The sequence below is a fragment of the Proteus sp. Marseille-Q3619 genome, assembly GCF_965283115.1.
In genome coordinates this window covers 341563-359822 of sequence record NZ_CBDIMP010000001.1, presented here as the reverse complement: position 1 = coordinate 359822, position 18260 = coordinate 341563, and the positions used below count along the sequence as shown (strand labels likewise).

The following is an 18260-nucleotide window of genomic DNA, read 5'->3' as shown; positions in this document are numbered from 1 at the left end:
GACGGTAATCTCCAATGATTGATCCTTAACCTCATTATCAGACTGATAGCCAGATATTGAAGGAGGATACAATGAAGCTACGTTGTTTTGATCAACAAGAGTTACCGTTTATATCATGGAATAATCAAAAAGGCACAACGCAAGAAATTGTGTGCTGGCCAGTTAATAATGATTTTTCATGGCGAGCGTGTTTAACCTCTATCGAAGAGAATAGCTCATTAGGACAGTTTCCTGACATTGAACGGCAAATAGTGCTATTAGAAGGTAATGGCATCAATTTAAATAGCCCTGGTTTTCTTAATCATTCCGTTACTGACTTTTATCAGCCTTTTGATTTTTCAGGTGATATTCCTGTTAAATCTGAACTTATTAAAGGCAGCGTAAAATGTCTAAATATTATGGTGCGTCGGACATGTTGGAAAGCAGAGACGACCTTAATAACACAACCGCTTATTTTACCTAGTTCTCATGCAGGATTAATTTATGTCACCCAAGGTGAATGGACGTTAATTGGCGCTACTTGTCAGAGTATATCAAAAGGACAGGGGGCTTGGTGGTTACCTGATATTCGAGAAGGTGAAATAAGACCGTTAACCGCGAATTGTCAATTATTATGGGCAGATATTCGACCACTTAAATAGAGGCATTCTTGTGGTCAAATTCTGATTAGAATAATAAATAGTGCTTAGGATTAAGGCTAATTTAAAGCCAGATTAATTGCCGCTAATGTGAGTAATCCACCCGCAATGCCATCGTTATAGCGGCGACGTTTTTCACTTAAACCGCCTTTTAAGCCAATATAGGCAAAAAATGTGCCGAGCAAACCATAAATAATTAAGCAAGTCGTGATAAATATCCCAGATAACAGCAATGATTGTGTTGCGATATCATTATGATTATCAATAAAGTTTGGTAAAATAGCGAGATAAACTAATAGCCCTTTAGGATTAAGAAAACTGGTTAAAAAACCTTTACGAAATAAGTGTGAGGTTTTTGAGGCATCGAGGGCTAATTGACCTTTTTTGCAGGCGGATATCAACATTTTGACTGCAAGATAACTGATATAAAACACACCAACCCATTTGAGTAAATGAAATAAAATGGGTGATGCTGACACTAAGGCGGCAAGCCCTAATGCGCTCAGTAATGCATGGGTTAAATAGCCTGATATAACGCCAGCGTTGGCAACCCATGCAGATTTCATACCGCCTGATAGTCCTTGAGATGAGATAAAAAGAATATCGGGCCCAGGTGTGCAGATAAGCGGTAGAACCGTTAGTGCGAATAATAATAAAGTGTTAAATTCCATCTTTTTACCTGATAGAGATAGTTTAAGAGAAATATCGTTTTTGCTGTGAAATTTAGCGGAAAGATTATATGATGTTTTCGAAAAAATCGGGTTGCTTTGTTGCTAACAAAAAGAATTAATTGGCAATAAAATTCCACAAATAGAATTAAGGTTAATCTTTGATGTCAATAAAATTAGATAAAATAGATAAACATATTTTGCAGGTGCTTCAGCGTGATGGCAAAATCCAGAACATTGAGCTGGCAAAAGAGGTTGGACTCTCACCTTCTCCTTGTCTTCGTCGCGTGCGTTTACTTGAAGAATCTGGTGTGATCACTCGTTATGTTGCTGTATTAGATGGTAGTAAGGTTGATGCAGGGTTATCTTTATTTGCAAGAATTTGGTTTAGAGCACAAGATGCTGAAACTATTGAAGAATTTGTAAAGGCTATCAAGGTATTACCTGAAGTGGTTGAGTGTCATTTAATGGCAGGCGAATGCGATGCGCTAATTCGAATTGTGACGAAAGATTTAGCAACGTATCGTCGCTTCCATGCCGATTATTTAACACAAATTCCAAGCATCCAAAGTATAAAAACAGAAGTACCAATGGAAACGGTAAAAGTGAGTTTTGCTTTGCCACTTTAATTTTCTAAACAGTTAGGTTTAGTTGATTTTAAATTATCACACGATATTCTTAGTCAAGAAAGCCTCTAGTTAAAGTTAACGGAGGCTTTTTTATAACTATAAGTTAAATTATCCAGCTTTTAATAAAACGATATATTTCTGGTGTATAAAGCAACATACAAATAAATAATGATGCACCAACAAAATAGATATCAAATGACCAAGTACATAAAGAGAAGATAATTAACATTAATATTGTAAGAATGACGATACAAAGTCTGATCTGTGTAAGAGTTATTTGACCCGCACACGATAATAACTCACCAATTAATTCAAAAAATCGGACATCTTACTTCCTTAAAATAAATCCATTTAATAGAGGTAAGTATATTAGGCTTATTTATTACAGTCTAATTTTTTATCCTTAAGTTATTTTACTTATATTGTTCCGTGTACTCTTGTAATAATAGAGCTAATAACTAGCTCTATTATATTTAATTTCCTATTTAGATTATCAATAAAGAAGTTTATTTTTTTTGAGATAAATTGGAAAATTCTTTTGTTACAATCTCTGTGGCTTTCACAATAATATCTTTACGGTATTTTGCATCTTGTTCTTGTTGTGTGAAATAGACCACTAAAATTAATGGCGCATGGTTTTTAGGCCAAATAACAGCGATATCATTAGTCGTACCATAATCACCACTGCCAGTTTTATCCCCAACAATCCAGTGTTTTGGTAAACCCGCTTTAATACTGTGATCACCTGTTGTATTGCCTTTTAACCAAGTAACAAGCTGTTGACGTTGAGATTGACCTAATGCGTCACCTAATGTCAATGCTTGAAGGCTTTTAGCCATAGCAATTGGAGAAGTCGTATCACGAGGATCACCATGAATTGCTGTATTTAATTCAGGCTCTTTACGATCTAGGCGATAAGTTACATCATTAATTGAACGTGCAAATTGAGTGACTTTGGCTGGACCGCCTAAATAATCTAAGATTTTATTCATTGCTGTATTATCGCTATATTGCAACGTAGCAGCACTTAATTGAGCTAAAGACATTCCTGTTACTAAATGTTTTTCTGTAATAGGGCTGTAAGCAACTAAGTCGGATTTTTTAATTGTAATATTCTTATCTAATAATCCCGCTTGTTTTTCGCTCTCTTTTAAAACTGCCGCAACAGCCATGACCTTACTTGTGCTTGCCATCGCAAAACGTTCTTCACCGCGGTATGTTATTTGTGAATTATCTTCCGTGTTGATTAAAGCAACACCTAAACGACCTTGGCTATATTTTTCAAGCGTACTTAATTGCTCTTCAATCGTATTATTGGTGTTAGCCCATAACATTGGAGATGCCAATAAAGATATTAATGAAACTGCAATCGTCGCTTTTTGGCGAAATGTTTTTTTAAACATAGTCATTGTTGCTCATATTAAGTTAATAAAGAAAATATCAATATAAATAGACAGTTATTGAGTAGATATAGAGCCGTTTATTTATGAGCTGCAATATCCTATTTAATTGATTTATTGACAATCGATAATAAATCACCTTAGCCTATAGAAAATCTAATGGCTAAAAATATTTATGCAAACTCATCTTCCCCTAAATGCATTACGTGCATTTGAAGCTTCAGCAAGGCACCTTAATTTCACCAAAGCGGCATTAGAGCTGTATGTCACTCAAGGTGCTGTTAGCCAACAAGTGAGAATGTTAGAAGAGCGACTTGGCGTTATTCTTTTTAAGCGTTTACCCCGTGGCTTAGAAATGACGGATGATGCCCAGATTTTATTTTCTGTGTTAACAACAGCTTTTAGTGATATTGAGCGTGTATTTAAGCAATTTGAACGTGGTGAATATCGCGATGTTGTTTCAATTGCGGCTGTTGGCACATTTGCTGTGGGATGGTTATTACCTAGATTGGCTGAATTTAGGCAGTTATATCCAAGAATAGAATTAAATTTAAGAACAAATAATAATGTGGTTAATTTGGCTACTGAAGGATTAGATTTTGCGATTCGATTTGGTGAAGGTTTATGGCCATTAACACATAATAAAGCGTTATTTTCTGCGCCATTAACGGTGTTATGTTCATCAGATACAGCGAAACGTTTACAACATCCGACAGATTTAATAAATGAAAACTTATATCGCTCTTATCGAGAAGATGAGTGGTTACAATGGTTTGAAAAAGCAGAAATGCCGCCGATAAAAATAACAGGCTCTATTTTTGACTCTTCACGCTTAATGATTGAAAGCGCAATTTATGAAGGGGGAGTTGCATTAGCACCAGCAAAAATGTTTTCAAGAGAAATTAAAAATGGTCAGTTAGTACAACCCTTTAAAATAGAAGTTGAATTGGGAAAATATTGGCTAACATATTTAAAATCAAAGCCAATGACAGCATCAATGGAAATATTTCAACAATGGCTAATAAATGAAGCGCTAAAAGAAATCAGTGAATGATGTAAAAATAAAAAAGCACTGATTAATCTCAGTGCCATTTGTTGTTTTTACTTGCATATATTTTTTCAATTACAAAGAAAAATGCTCTTTTACTATTTCTCTGCCTATTTCAATAGATGCGGTTGCAGCAGGTGATGGAGCATTACAAACATGCAGCGAGCGTTTGCCTTTTACAAAATGAAAATCATCTACTAATTTCCCTTCACGAGTTAACGCTTGGGCTCTAACACCCGCAGGACCTGGATGAATATCTGCTTCACGTAAATCAGGAATGAGTTTCTGTGCATTTGCAGTAAATAATTTACGTGAATATGAGCGGCGAAGCTCTGCCATTCCTTCACCTAAATAATTTCCAGCAATTTTCCAAAATCCTTTATAAGTCAGCACTTCAGTGAGATCTTTTAAGTTAATATCGCTTTTTTTATAGCCTTCGCGCTTAAATGCTAATACTGCGTTAGGTCCAACATCACGATGCCCGTTATACATGCGCGTAAAGTGTACACCTAAGAAGGGAAAATCAGGATTAGGAACAGGGTAGATAAGATGGTTTACTAAGTAGTTTTTATTAGCATTAAGCATAAAATATTCACCACGGAATGGGACTATTTTCATACCTGTGTCATAACCTGCCATTTTAGCAATACGATCACTAAATAAGCCGGCGCAATTAATCAACCATTTACCTGTAAATTGATTATTGGATGTTGTGACAGTAACAGTATCATCGGTTTCATTAATTGCTGTCACCGTTTGTCCAAATGCAAATTCACCGCCTCGTGATTGAATAATTTCAACGTGTTTCGCTGCAATTTCAGGGTAATTCACAATACCTGCATCAGGAACTAATAGAGCCGCGATACCATTGACATAAGGTTCTCTGACTTTAAGTTCAGACTCAGTCATTTTGATAACTTCAAGCCCGTTTTCAATGCCACGTTGATAGATATTTTCTAACGCTTTTAACTCTTTTTCATTGGTAGCAACAATAACTTTGCCACAACGATCATAATAGAGATTATGTTGTTGGCAAAACGCATATGTCGTAATGTTGCCTTGTTTTGCCAGCCTTGCTTTAAGGCTCCCTGGGGTGTAATAAATACCTGAATGAACAACATTACTGTTATGCCCACTTTGGTGAGCAGCAGGGCCTGACTCTTTATCAATCACTAGCAATTTCAGCTCAGGTTGACTCTCTTGTAGCGCACTTGCAACCCCTAATCCAACTAATCCCGCACCAATAATAATCACGTCATAAGCCATAATATTATCCATTTTATAAATTTTAAATTAACAGGGTTCTTGTTGTAATCGCTTTAATTTGCCACGTACATTGGTTAAATGAAGACGCATTCTATGGCTTGTTTCATCGTGATCTTGTTGGCGTATTGATTCAACAATTGCCTCATGTTCCGCAATCACTCGCTCAATTTCAGTATCTCGTCCTTTGTTTTTACTTAGCGAATACATTAATACGCCAAGGTAGAGTTCGTGTAAGTTATCTAAGATCTGGACAAAAAAAGAGTTATGAGAGGCAACCATAATAGAACGATGAAATTGATAGTCCTCTTTATGACCAATACTTTTGTTTTGTCTTGTTGCTAAAACAAAGGCATCGTGGGCGTTTTCGATAGCGCGTAATTCTTCTGGTGTTCGACGTAAAGCGGCAATAGCTGCCGCTTCATGTTCAATGACCTCACGCATTTCTAGCAGTGAATCTATCTCTTCAGGGCAAGCAATTTCCATTACCAATGGTTCATATTTACTGAGTATAGAATGGTCAATTACACGGCGACCACCCCCTTGGCGTGAAGTTACTATGCCACTGGCTTCTAAGACACCTAATGCTTCTCTGATGGGAACTCGACTGACGCCAAAGGCGTCAGCAAGTACATTTTCAGAGGGTAACTTTTCACCAATAGGGTAAGTCCCGTTACTAATATTTTGCTTTATCTGCTCAAGAATTTGATGCGACGCTTTTTGGCGTGAGATCTTTTGTATCATCTAGTTTTCTCCAGATGCATGCTCCATATTGGCTAACTGTTTTTTAGACCGTAATAAATGGAATGCACCCGTTAATAGGATCAAGGCGACACCTAAAAGGTCGGTATATAAGCCCGGTTTAATCATTAGAATTGCCGCTGCTGCAAATGCAATACGCTCAAACCATGTTGTTTTAATCATCCAGAAGTTTGCCGTTGCGATACTGAGTGCATAAATTCCGATTAATGCACTAATAATCATTAATCCAATTGAAAGTACACCTAAATTATCACCTTGCATCAGTAAAGCAGGGTTATAGACTAAAATAAACGGAATAATAAAACCGGGAAGTGCTAAACGAACCGCATCCCATGATGTTTGCATTGGATCAGCTCTAGCAATACTGGCCGCGGTATAACTCGCTAATGCTACGGGTGGTGTAATATTGGATAAAGCTCCGAACCAGAAAACAAAGAAGTGAGCCGCTAAAGGCATAACACCCGCTTTAATTAAGATAGGTGACACTGTAACGGCTACGACAATATATAACGCCGTTGAAGGTAAACCCATACTTAATACAATGCACACTAGCATAACGACTAATAAGATCATCCATAATGTGTTATCTGTCATTGAGACGATATTGAATGCCAATGTTGCACCGATACCTGTCATTGTTACAACACAGATGATGACACCGATTGCAGCACAAGCGACAGTCACTTGAACAGATCCACGAGCCGCTTCCGCTAAGGCGTCAGCTACTTTAGTTAATGTCATACGGACTGATTTATCAGGCGTTATCCAACTTGCGACAATAATGGTCAGAATACCTAAGAAGCCTGCATAAATAGGTGTTTTACCCACTAATAAGGTGCCAATAACAATAACTAAAGGTAGTAATAATAAACCCCGCGCTTTTAATACCGCTTTAACTTGTGGAATATTCTCTTTACTTAAACCTTTTAATCCTTGTTTTTTGGCTTCGATATCAATCGCCATAATTAAAGCTGCGTAATATAACAACGCTGGAATAATCGCTGCAATAACAATGGTGGTATAAGAAATACCTAAAAAGCCCGCCATAATAAATGCGGCGGCACCCATAATAGGTGGCATTATCATACCGCCTGTTGATGCTGTTGCTTCTACGGCACCCGCAAAGCGAGGCGTTAATCCAATGCTTTTCATTAAAGGAATGGTAAAAGTCCCCGTTGTTGCTACGTTGGCGACAGCACTTCCACTTAATGAACCTGTTAATGCAGATGAAATAACAGCGACTTGAGCAGGACCACCTCGGCGACGACCCGCAAGAGCAAGTGCTAAGTCATTAAACAGGGCTGTTGCGCCACTGACACTTAAGAACGATCCAAAAAGAATAAAGACAACAATCGCTGTCGAGGCTGTTGAAAGGGTGATCCCAAAAATACCTTCACTGGTCATAAATAAACGGTATAACAATCTTTCTACAGAAAATCCGGCATGACCGAAAATACCCATAAAATATTGACCAAATAAAGCATATATAATGGCAAAAGTTGCAAGCCCTGGAATGAAATACCCAGTGGTTCTTCTTGCTGCTTCAAACAGTACAATAATACCCAGTATTGCCATGACATAATCGGTAGTATTTGGAATACTTTTTCTTACAACATGAAGATCGACGTAATTAAAGAAAAAATATCCATAACTGATTAATGTTAAAGCAATAAAAAGATAATCCCACCCATTAAATTTAGGCGTTGAAAAACGCTTAGAGAATGGAAACAAAATAAAGCCTAAAATTAAAATACCACTAAGAAAAATAGTATTACGGTAAAATTCTTGAGTATTTGATAATGCGTTGGAATAAATAGCGTAAAGTGAAATTAAAATTGCAAGAGTCGTGGTAATTTTCAGGTAAATACCTGCAAGTTGGCGATTGCCGGAGCTTGCTTCTTTATCTAATGCAGGTGGCTCTACCGGAGTTAGGTGGTCATTGTTAGTCATAACTCACTCCTGTTATTTATTATTAGTCTGCGTTTGAGCTTCTGGTGGAATAAGATAATCAGGGATCTCTAATCCGATTTCTTTGTAGTAGCGGTAAGCCCCTAAATGTAATGGTACAGAAACACCTTTTAATGCATTTTCTGTGGTGATGTACTTGGCTGCGCTGTGAACTTGGTGAACCTCTGGAAGGTTCTCAAACATGGTTTTTGTCAACTCATAAACTAGATCATTATCAATGCTGGTTGTGGTCATTAAGATATTAGGTTGAGCAATCGTATTGACCATTTCAGTTTGACGAGGGTAGGTGTTGGCGGGGATTTCAAAACGAAACCATGAATTCGCTACATGATTGATATCATCAAGTTGCTTATCCGTGACTTCGAGTAATTTTGCACTGACACCACTTGCGTACATATCAGTTACCGCAGAAGCTGGCACCCCAGCAGGTAATGCACCACCATCAAGGCGGCCATCTCGCATGGCAGAAACGGTATCGCCATATCCAAGATATTCAGGTGTGATATCTTTTTTAGTTAAATTCACGCCTTGAAGAATAATAATCGTGGATTGTTCAGTGCCACTGGCTTGAGGGCCCACAGAAAAGCTAGTCGCGCGAATATCTTCTAATGTGCCCGTTTTTACTTTGTTATCCATTAAAACAAAGTGCTCAACATTAGGCCATAACATAGAAATTGAACGCAGATCTTTTTCTGGTTTGCCTTCAAAATTACGTACCCCTTCATAAGCCTCTACGGCTAAAAGGCTTTGTAAAATTGAAAGTTGAGCTTCATTTTTCTGCATTAAATAGATATTTTCTATCGATCCTGCTGAAGATTGTCCTGTTACTTGAACACCTCTGTCCTTAAGATGTGTACTCCATACGTTTGCTAAACCCACTCCCATCGGATAATACGTTCCTCCTGTTGAAGCGGTTGCTACAGAGAGAAATTGTTTATTCGCATTCTCTTTTTTGCCGATTACTGCTAATGAGACAACAGCAATAACAGCAACAATACCGATGGCAAGCTTTGTTTTTCTTATTCTCATGATGTTGTTCCTGTACATAAAAACGCAGGTGAATGTTTCACACTAACTTGTATACAACATGACAACTTTTATAGAAAACAAGAAAGTTAAAGAATTGTGAAGTGACGTAATGAAATTAAAACAAGAAAATAACAATTTGTGATCAACATAGTAATTATGCAATTTTTAATCATAATTATGGTGATAGTCATAAAACACAAAAGAAAATATCAATAACTTGCTAGGAAAACGATAAAATGAGCTAAAAAATAGCCTATTTATCGATAATAAAAAATAAAATGAAAAAAGAGAAGTTGGTAGAAATTTAAATAATTTTGCGAAAAAAAGTGAAAATAGATGAGTTTGAGAATTAAGAAAATAAGTAAAATTAAGGATTAATCAGTATTCTTATAATGCAATAGAGAGCACTCCTGTTGCAATTAGAATAAACATTGCAGACCACACCAATGCAGAAATAGCGCTAGTGATATAAATACCATAAGCAGGCAATTTTAATAAGCCTGCACTAAAGGGTGTTAAATAACGAAAGACAGCTAAGAATCGAGAAATAAACAAAATATAGTACGTTTTATTTTTTAATAACTGTTGAACTCGATTTATTTTTGATTGATAACGCTTAACCCACAATTTAAGACGAGGAAAACGATAAATTGAACACCCCAATTCATAGCTTAAAATTGAACCTAATAAGGCACCAAGACTGGTTGCTAACCAAAGAAATATCGGGGAGTAAAGTGGTAAACAGGCACCGAAAATAAAGATCAACATCAAAGATGCTGGCGGTAAAAATGAAGAAATACCGATGGTCGATTTTCCAGCCGTGATTAAGATAATAGATAAGAATAGGGTAATAGGAGATAAGTGACTCAATGAGTTTAATACCATGTGAAAGATTTCCATTTAATTATCTCCAGCAGCAAAATAAATGATAATAATAGAAATAAGTCTTAAGATTATTATGAGCTAATATTATGATTTCTATTTATTCTTAATTAACATTTTAGCCCATTCAACAGGGCTGTTTTTTATTGGTAATTTTAATTTCTGACTTAATGAGTATAACGTAGGTGCGGGTATATCTGAAAGGGATTGCAACGTTGAGCTCATTAATACATTTTCAGGAGCGCCATCAGCAATTAATTTTCCTGAGGATAAATGGATAACCCGCTGAAAATGACGTGCCGTAAAATCAAGATCATGGCTAATAGCAAGAACAGATGTACCTAATGTTTTTTGTACCTGAAGCCAGTTCTCAAAACATGTTAGCCAATGTGCATCGAAATCGCGAGTCGGTTCATCAAGTAGTAATATTTGGGGGGATAGAATACTCAAACTTGCAACGGCAACCATTCTACGTTGACCTGCGTGTAAATCTAAAGGATGAACATCAGCGACATTGCTTAAACCGCAAAGCATTAATGTTTCATCCAAACGTTTTTTAATCTCTTCTTTAGAAAACTTGCGTTGTTTCAAGCCAAAAGAAACTTCTTTTTCTACGGTGTTATGAAATATTTGTCGTTCAGGCTCTTGGAATAATACACCAATATATTGAGCACGTTGCTGTGCTTTCATTTGAGATAATAACTGATTATTGAGTTTTATCTCACCTTTATTAGGCGTTAACAACCCTGCAATTAAACGTAATAGTGTTGATTTACCCGCACCATTATCACCAACGAGTGTTATCCATTCACCTTGATTTAATGTTAAAGATAATTGAGAAATACACGGTGGAACATCTTCACTCCAACGATAAGTCACTTTATCAAGCTGTAACATAAAACTCCTTAAAAGCCTTAAGTAAAGCTTTATCGTTATTTACAATATTTTTTTTCCAATGATGGTTTTCGACTAACCAATTTAAAGCTAGCCATGCATCAGGAGCATTAATTGTTGTAAATAAGAAAGGAAATATATCTTCTAAAGCACCTGCTGCTTTTGTTTTTCCCGCTTCTAACAATAAAAATTGTTCACTAAGTGTTATTGCAGGCAATAAATTGCGTTCAAAAATAATCACACTGCATGTGTGCTCTTGTGCGTACCGTTTAATGCGTTGCTGTAATTGTTGTGTTGCATTTGGTGTTAAACGACTAAATGCTTCATCAAGCAATAATAATTTAGGGTGCATGGCAAGGGCGCTTGCAATGACAACACGCTGCGCTTCTCCGCCTGACAGTGTAGAAGGGTGGCGGAAACGAAGGCTGTCACATTGCGTTAATATCATTGCTTCTTTTACGCGAAATCGAACTTCATTATCACTTAACCCTAAATTTTCAGGGCCAAAAGCAATCTCTTGCTCTACTGTAAAAGCACAACCTGAAAGTTGTAATTGAGGAGATTGTTGAACGAGTTGTCTACCAGGGGCTAGTGACACTAATCGGCTTTTATCCAGAGCAATATTTTGTACAATTCCCAAGCCTTGCACTGAGCCTGTTAATAAATCGGGATGCCAACCTGCTAGTAGTTGGGCAAGAAGGCTTTTTCCACTGCCATTTCCTCCCAAAACAACAAGCCATTCTCCTTGCTTTAATTGTAGATCAATAGGGCCAATAATAGGTTGCTCATCGTCTTTAGGGGTAAAACTAAATTGCTGAAGATTTATTACCATAGCCAAATAGCTCCTTCAACAAAGATAAGCAGTAAAATAAAATAGCGTAACATCTCTTGTAGTGGTGTATCGACAGGAGGAGAAAGCGTGGTACGTTTTGCAATAATACGAAATCCTCGCATATCTAATGCAGCGCTACGAATAGTTAAATCACTTAATACATGGCTAATAAGTGGCAAGACAATAGCAGGCAACGTTATTAGACGTTGCCAGAATGAACCATCAAGAGGTACACCTCGTGCTAATTGTGCTTCTCTTATATTGTGTAACTGTTGGCGTAATTGTTCGACAAGTAACAAAGGCCCTGCTAATAAATAGGAAAGACTCATAGGTAGACGGCTAGCAAATAAGGCCCTAATAAATTGTTCGGTTGAAGTGTACTGCAACCACAATTGAGCACCGCTTATTATTGCTAATAATCTTAGCCATAGCGTTATTGCCATAGTTTGTTTACTGGTATCTAAAATGCCACCTGTTAACCAATAAGCAAGCCAACCGCTATGAACTAACCATAGGCCTATCGCCATAGGGATCATCAACCATGCAATAAGGCGCCAACGCCAGCGAGAGGCTTTCCAAAGTAATAAGCTAATAAAAGTACCACTGCTAATTATCAGCAGTGGTAAGCTTAATGATAAAAACAGCACACTGGCACTTAGCCAAAGCCATAATGCCAATGAGGTAAAGGGATGCATTATTAGCGAACCTTAGCCATTGCAGGAAAGTTGCGTTGTGTTTTTTGTGGTAATTGACGTACTAATAACCAAGCAATAATTGCTGATAATATTTTATCGGCGAGATTTGCACCTAAAACAGTAATTGCAACAGATTCAATAAGCCCTTCACCAACCGCATGAAAATAAGCGACAAAGAAATCTGCGCCACTGCCTGTGGCACCACCAAATAAATAAGTCCGAATTGGAACAGCGACAATCATTAACGCTAAAGTAATAATAATACCTGAGCCAATAACTCGAGTTAATGAACGAAAACCACCAGCACGCGCTAATAAACCTGCACTTAATCCTATCATCATGGCAACAGGTGCAAATGCAGCAGCCATTGGGCCACTAATTAATCCCCATAACAGGTTGGTTAATAATCCAGTAAATAATGCAACCCATGGACCACCTAATAAGGCACAGATAAGCGTACCGATGGAATCTAAAAAGATAGGAAGTTTGACCATTGAGGTGATTTGACCACCGATCATATTTATTGCAATAGAAACAACAATGAGCACAAGAGTACGGCTCGAAATTAGAGGAGTTGTAGACATAGTTTAAAAACCTTTACAAAGGATAGTGACTATTGGTTTTATTATTTTGCATCAATAACGCTCTTTTTATAAAAAGGCTATTTACGCGGTGTGATGACCAACTCCTTATAACCAGAGTGTTCACAAGGCTGACGGCTAAAAGTCACTTGCTCTAACTCACCAATAACGAGTTCTAGCGTTGTGCGCACTGTACAACCTGGCATCATATGTCCACCACACATTAATCCATTTTCATCTGAAACCGCTAAATGCAAATGTTCACCTTGGTCATCTAATGTTCCAATTAGTGAAACAATTTCAAATTTACCCGTAAGATAGCGATTTTCTTCACGTCCTGCAAAACGTAATACCACATCTGTTAAACTACCCACACAACCTGCAATAAATGCCGATTTCAGGTTTTGTTCTTTAATCATCTGTCGTAATGCCATAATCACATCCTCATTAGGGAGAAGGCGAAGAGCAATAAATCGAGCATGAGAAGAAGGAAGTGGTAATTGTGACATGATGATTCACCTTGTGATTAATTGCACTGTATTAGTGAGTTGGATGATTCTAAATGTTGTTATTATTAGGCTAGACAAGAGTAAATACAATTTATTCTGTTTATAAGATAAACAAGAGGATATAACCTAATTTATATTTAAACTCCATTTTACAATATTGATCTCTATAATCGCTATGGAATGCAACATCAGTACTACTAACTAAAGTAGTAGCATTCCAACTATTTGAAGACGAGGATCTTTCTGTAATATAGGGCGGTACCTGCAACTTCATTGGCATACATATCAAATTTGGCTCGGTGTGATTTCCAACATTTCATGTTTACTATTGTATTGTACGGAATTTTGTCAAGGCGGGTTTGCTGCCTGTGCTGTTGATAAGCTGATGGTTAGCGCGGTAACTATAAACAACAATGATTTTATAATATTTTTAAATCTTAATGTTGTTCCTTTTATTATAGCTTATTTGATTAATGATTTTTATAGTGTTTATGACATCAATATAAAACAGATTAAAACTATTTAATCCACTTTGATATAATCACATAGGGGAACATCATGGTTAATGTATTGCAATATTTAAAATCACATTTATCTAATAGAGCATTATCTGCGCCTGATTTGACACATAACAATCCATCTTTAAATAATATTTCTTTTTCACGTAACTTATTAAGTTGTGAAATAAAAAATACGGCCATCACATTGAGTAATAGAAATAAAGATTTTAAAAATAGAGAATTCAAAGATACTCAATTTGATTTTTCAGTTTCTAATCTAAGTAATGTTGATTTTACAAATACCAATCTCGATGGTGTCGAATTTAATTTTAAAGCTAAATCTTTTAATAAAATTGAAAGTGATTATCTCTTAAACGAAAAGTTAAGTGGTAATACATTATTTCATACATTAAATACAATAAATGATAAATACAAAAAAATAAAAATAAAACTTGTAAAACAGATTATAGAGTCAATAAATAATAGTGGTGAGATGAAATTAGAATCATTTCCTATTGATTCAATAATCGATAATATAACATCTAAGAAATATTATTTAGAAGATGGAGTCATTAAAGATTTTGCTAAAAAGTTATTAGATATTAAGTATTTAAGGGATGGGTTTAACATGTATTCTAATAAGCTCTCTTCTGGTGCTTTATCCTTTATTTTAGATCTAATCAGTGAACTTGATAATGAAAAAATCAAAGAATACATGGTGAGAAAAAATGGTTGTTTCATTAAATTGATGGCATTGACTGTTTATCATAATGACTTAGCTATTCAGGAAAAAGGGAGATCCTTATACAATAAGTATCTTGAAATAGAAGGAATAAAAGGCTTTGTTAAAAAAGAAAATTTTGGGAATAATAAAAAAGTTGACTGGAGCGATAAGAAAAATATCAATTATATTATTGTAAGTGGTAATAAAACGATAATGATTAGTCATGAAAATCTAATAAATATGTTATTTTCTGATGAGAAGGGGATGAATGCAAGTTGGAATAAATTTTCTCTTTATATCAAAGATAAAAGTAAACTTATTGAACAAACCAATTATTATGAATTATTTAACAAAGACTTTGAAATGTTTAAAGATAGTTATAATGCACTCCACACAAAGAGAAGTTAGATAAGTTATTGCCGTTATTAAACATAGGAATTAGATATAATATTTAATCGATATGTGACAATATATTGGACTCGATTTAAATAAGAAATATTTTTAAATTTAGAATATGGCTGGAAGCCAAATATGAGAAGTTTTCGTTAAAAAAACACAAAGCTCATTTGTAGTGGCTTTGTGTTTTGATTTAATTCTTATTGGGGGCTTCTTTGTGATTAGTTCCGTATCATGCTAAATAATCAAATTATAATCAATATGTTCCATTAATTTAGCGTTATCACTATAATCGACAGGAATAGCAAGAACAGCAGGGCCATCAACAGCCATTGCTTCATGTAATATTGAACGTAACTGAGATGCACATTCAACAGAAAACCCTTTAGCTCCGAAGGATTCCGCGTAACGTTTAAAATCAATTGCGCCAAATTTCACACCTGAATAACGACCATATTTTTCCTGCTCTTGCATCTCAACCATATTATAAGCGTTATCAACCCAGATTATATGCAAGATATTGGTGTTTAGACGAACCGCAGTTTCTAATTCCATGGATGATTGCATAAAGCCACCATCACCAGAAACAGAAATAATTTTGTCAGAAGGACGAACAAAAGAAGCACCAATACCCCACGGCAATGCAACACCCATAGTTTGTTGGCCATTAGAAATCAGCATTTGTCTTGCTCTAAAACTATAAAGATAACGAGCTAACCAGATATGAAAACTCCCCATATCAATACAGAGAGTGACATCGTTATCAATAATATCTTGCATCTCATGAATAATGGTTAAAGGGTGAATAGGACTACCTTGCCTAAAATAACTATTTTGTTGCAGCGTTTCTCTTTGCTGGCGAATTTTTTCTAAAACCTGACGAGTGTTATTTGAGAGTGTAATTTGAGATGTGGATTGTTTAGCGAAACGCTGAGTTAAATTATCGAGAGTTAATTTGATATTGCCGGTTAATTCTAAATCAGGGCAATAAGCTAGATCTATTTCAGCTGGAATTTCATCAATATGAATAATATTGGCATTATTGTGATTCCATAATGAAGGTTCATATTCGATTGGACTATAACCTAACGTAATGACTAAATCAGCATGGGAAAGTAATTCATCGCCTGGCTGATTATTAAATAAACCTATGCGACCAGCAAATAAAGGAAAATGGCGTTGAGCGATAGCGCCTGCTGATTGATAAGTTCCCACAATTGGGAGAGGGCAAATATCGAGTAGTTTTTGCAGTGATAATGCATTATCAGGATAACTCGCCTGCAAACCTAATAAAATGACAGGGTTTTTTGCCATTAATAATAAGGTAACCGCTTCTTTTATTGCATCATTGTTTGCTCCACCCAGATTAGATTTAGATTTAGGCACTAATATTGGGCTATCAACAGCATTATTTAAAATGTCCATTGGAAATGTTAAGAAAGCAGAGCCAGGTCTTCCTGATTCTGCATGACGAAACGCATTGACCATTGTTTCAGAGATTGATTTTGAGGAATCAATTTCAGCACAAAATTTAGTAATAGGATTAAACATGGTAACTGTATCCATACTCTGATGAACCAGTTTTAATCTATCCGCCGATTTTACTGAACCGCCTAATGCGACTAACGGATCACCTTCAGAAGTTGCCGTTGCAATGCCTGTTGCAAGATTAGAACATCCTGGCCCTGATGTAGCGATAGCGACTCCCGCTTTACCCGTTAAACGTCCAACTGCGGCTGCCATAAATGCCGCATTCGCTTCATGACGAACAACCACAGTTTCAATATTTGAATCAACAAGCGAATCGAATACACGATCGATTTTTGCACCCGGAATACCAAATACTTGTTTAATGCCATGTTGTTCTAATTGTTTGACGACTAAATCTGCACCACATTTCCAATGAGGAGTATTCATATAACCTTCTTTGATTTTGCAAGTGAATAAAAAAATTGTCTTGAGAATAAAGTGAAGTGTTTTTTGAATTAATTTTCGGCTTGTTCTATTGCATGATGGAGATCGTCTGGCATTAAGTTAGCTTGAAGGAAAGCGGATTGACTGGGTAACCCAATGGTAAGGCGGGAAATGATACTGATTTGTAATGTGCCCTTCTTTAAGTAGTAATCGAGAACGTGACCACCACCTTGGCGTTGTTGATTTATATAATGTTCATGAAAACCAGCAACATTTATTCCTTGAGTAAATTGTGGTGAACGAAAGCCTGCAATAATACCGGTTTCGTTATGAAACGTGAAAATAGGTTGATTTTTTATTGCCTCTAACATGGGAAGGTAAGGAGGCTCTTGGCGAGGAACAGTACGTGCTTTGACTAATTCAAATTCGCCTTCAATTTTAATTGCACAAAAAAGATTATCGGAAGGAACATACTGATTGATTGTATTATGTATTTCTTGTTGTGAGGCGCCGTAAGAAAACGAATGCTCAATATCAGAATTAAAAAAGGTCATCACAGCAAAAGGGGATTTTTGAGAGTCTAATGCTTTACGGGCACTACCATCAGAACGTAATTGGAAAACGTTGTTATCAAAAGCAACTAATTCACCATCAAGTTGATTAAAGGTGCCCAAACCAAAATCACCCTGTTTTAATAAATCAGCAATAGTCACATCACTATCATAAACGCCGGCAATTAAGCTGCTCATTAATGAATTCTGATAAATAGTACATTCGGGATGATTATTAATATAATTATTTAGATTTGTTATTATTTCTTGGTTACATTGACAACTATCGCTTTTATTGGGGGCTATATCGCTATTATCTCGCATATTATGGCTTAAATTATAATTCATAATACAACTGATCCTTATTTGATAAAGAT

At 36.1% G+C, this 18260-nt stretch carries 18 protein-coding genes; 4 read left to right on the top strand and 14 right to left on the bottom strand.

Annotation, left to right across the window (positions count from 1 at the left end; translation table 11 throughout):
* The first annotated feature begins 71 nt into the window (after window positions 1–71).
* The gene (locus tag ACWPWK_RS01645; RefSeq protein ID WP_109372183.1) at window positions 72–641 is read left to right on the top strand and encodes a HutD/Ves family protein; all 570 of its coding nucleotides are present in this window, start codon (window positions 72–74) and stop codon (window positions 639–641) included.
* A gap of 56 nt (window positions 642–697) precedes the next feature.
* Here ACWPWK_RS01645 and ACWPWK_RS01640 read toward each other — a convergent pair whose 3' ends face one another.
* Window positions 698–1309: a LysE family translocator gene (locus ACWPWK_RS01640; protein WP_109372185.1), complete on the bottom strand. Its 612-nt coding sequence runs from the start codon at window positions 1307–1309 to the stop codon at window positions 698–700.
* A 161-nt stretch (window positions 1310–1470) separates the two neighbouring features.
* Between ACWPWK_RS01640 and ACWPWK_RS01635 the strand changes: the two genes are divergently transcribed.
* The gene (locus ACWPWK_RS01635; RefSeq protein WP_023582027.1) at window positions 1471–1935 is read left to right on the top strand and encodes an Lrp/AsnC family transcriptional regulator; all 465 of its coding nucleotides are present in this window, start codon (window positions 1471–1473) and stop codon (window positions 1933–1935) included.
* Between the two features lie 506 nt (window positions 1936–2441).
* On the opposite strand, the gene bla is transcribed toward ACWPWK_RS01635, so the two are convergent.
* A complete protein-coding gene (bla, locus tag ACWPWK_RS01630) occupies window positions 2442–3338 on the bottom strand; it encodes a class A beta-lactamase (RefSeq protein ID WP_109372340.1) in 897 nt (298 codons plus the stop codon).
* A gap of 172 nt (window positions 3339–3510) precedes the next feature.
* Between bla and ACWPWK_RS01625 the strand changes: the two genes are divergently transcribed.
* A complete protein-coding gene (locus ACWPWK_RS01625) occupies window positions 3511–4389 on the top strand; it encodes a LysR substrate-binding domain-containing protein (protein ID WP_109372187.1) in 879 nt (292 codons plus the stop codon).
* Between the two features lie 69 nt (window positions 4390–4458).
* On the opposite strand, the gene lhgO is transcribed toward ACWPWK_RS01625, so the two are convergent.
* The 10 genes from lhgO to ACWPWK_RS01575 form a co-directional block, all read right to left on the bottom strand.
* On the bottom strand, window positions 4459–5661 hold the full coding sequence (lhgO, locus tag ACWPWK_RS01620) for an L-2-hydroxyglutarate oxidase (protein WP_109372189.1): 1203 nt from the start codon (window positions 5659–5661) through the stop codon (window positions 4459–4461).
* A 15-nt stretch (window positions 5662–5676) separates the two neighbouring features.
* Window positions 5677–6390 carry a FadR/GntR family transcriptional regulator gene (locus tag ACWPWK_RS01615; RefSeq protein ID WP_109372191.1) on the bottom strand — a complete coding sequence of 238 codons (714 nt, stop codon included), beginning with the start codon at window positions 6388–6390 and terminating at the stop codon, window positions 5677–5679.
* Window positions 6391–8358: a TRAP transporter permease gene (locus ACWPWK_RS01610; RefSeq protein WP_109372193.1), complete on the bottom strand. Its 1968-nt coding sequence runs from the start codon at window positions 8356–8358 to the stop codon at window positions 6391–6393.
* A gap of 12 nt (window positions 8359–8370) precedes the next feature.
* On the bottom strand, window positions 8371–9405 hold the full coding sequence (locus tag ACWPWK_RS01605; protein ID WP_109372195.1) for a TAXI family TRAP transporter solute-binding subunit: 1035 nt from the start codon (window positions 9403–9405) through the stop codon (window positions 8371–8373).
* 387 nt (window positions 9406–9792) lie between these two features.
* Window positions 9793–10305 (bottom strand): DedA family protein, encoded by a 513-nt coding sequence (locus ACWPWK_RS01600; RefSeq protein ID WP_109372197.1) that lies wholly within the window; start codon window positions 10303–10305, stop codon window positions 9793–9795.
* Window positions 10306–10383: 78 nt separating this feature from the next.
* A complete protein-coding gene (locus ACWPWK_RS01595) occupies window positions 10384–11184 on the bottom strand; it encodes an energy-coupling factor ABC transporter ATP-binding protein (RefSeq protein ID WP_109372199.1) in 801 nt (266 codons plus the stop codon).
* Complete coding sequence (locus ACWPWK_RS01590) at window positions 11171–12013, bottom strand: energy-coupling factor ABC transporter ATP-binding protein (protein WP_109372200.1); 843 nt, start codon at window positions 12011–12013, stop codon at window positions 11171–11173. Before ACWPWK_RS01590 ends, ACWPWK_RS01595 begins: the two co-directional genes overlap by 14 nt.
* Window positions 12007–12708, bottom strand: coding sequence for an energy-coupling factor transporter transmembrane component T (locus ACWPWK_RS01585; RefSeq protein WP_167392470.1), 702 nt, complete (start codon window positions 12706–12708; stop codon window positions 12007–12009). The genes ACWPWK_RS01590 and ACWPWK_RS01585 overlap by 7 nt, the downstream gene beginning before the upstream one ends.
* A 2-nt stretch (window positions 12709–12710) precedes the next feature.
* Window positions 12711–13292 (bottom strand): ECF transporter S component, encoded by a 582-nt coding sequence (locus tag ACWPWK_RS01580; RefSeq protein ID WP_109372201.1) that lies wholly within the window; start codon window positions 13290–13292, stop codon window positions 12711–12713.
* A 77-nt stretch (window positions 13293–13369) separates the two neighbouring features.
* Window positions 13370–13798, bottom strand: coding sequence for a PPC domain-containing DNA-binding protein (locus ACWPWK_RS01575; protein ID WP_109372202.1), 429 nt, complete (start codon window positions 13796–13798; stop codon window positions 13370–13372).
* A gap of 558 nt (window positions 13799–14356) precedes the next feature.
* Between ACWPWK_RS01575 and ACWPWK_RS01570 the strand changes: the two genes are divergently transcribed.
* Window positions 14357–15430, top strand: a complete 1074-nt coding sequence (locus tag ACWPWK_RS01570; RefSeq protein WP_109372203.1) for a hypothetical protein — start codon at window positions 14357–14359, stop codon at window positions 15428–15430.
* Window positions 15431–15655: 225 nt separating this feature from the next.
* Here ACWPWK_RS01570 and alsS read toward each other — a convergent pair whose 3' ends face one another.
* Window positions 15656–17335: an acetolactate synthase AlsS gene (gene alsS / locus ACWPWK_RS01565; RefSeq protein ID WP_109372204.1), complete on the bottom strand. Its 1680-nt coding sequence runs from the start codon at window positions 17333–17335 to the stop codon at window positions 15656–15658.
* Window positions 17336–17403: 68 nt separating this feature from the next.
* Window positions 17404–18207, bottom strand: coding sequence for an acetolactate decarboxylase (gene budA / locus ACWPWK_RS01560; RefSeq protein ID WP_416303203.1), 804 nt, complete (start codon window positions 18205–18207; stop codon window positions 17404–17406).
* Window positions 18208–18260: the final 53 nt, after the last annotated feature.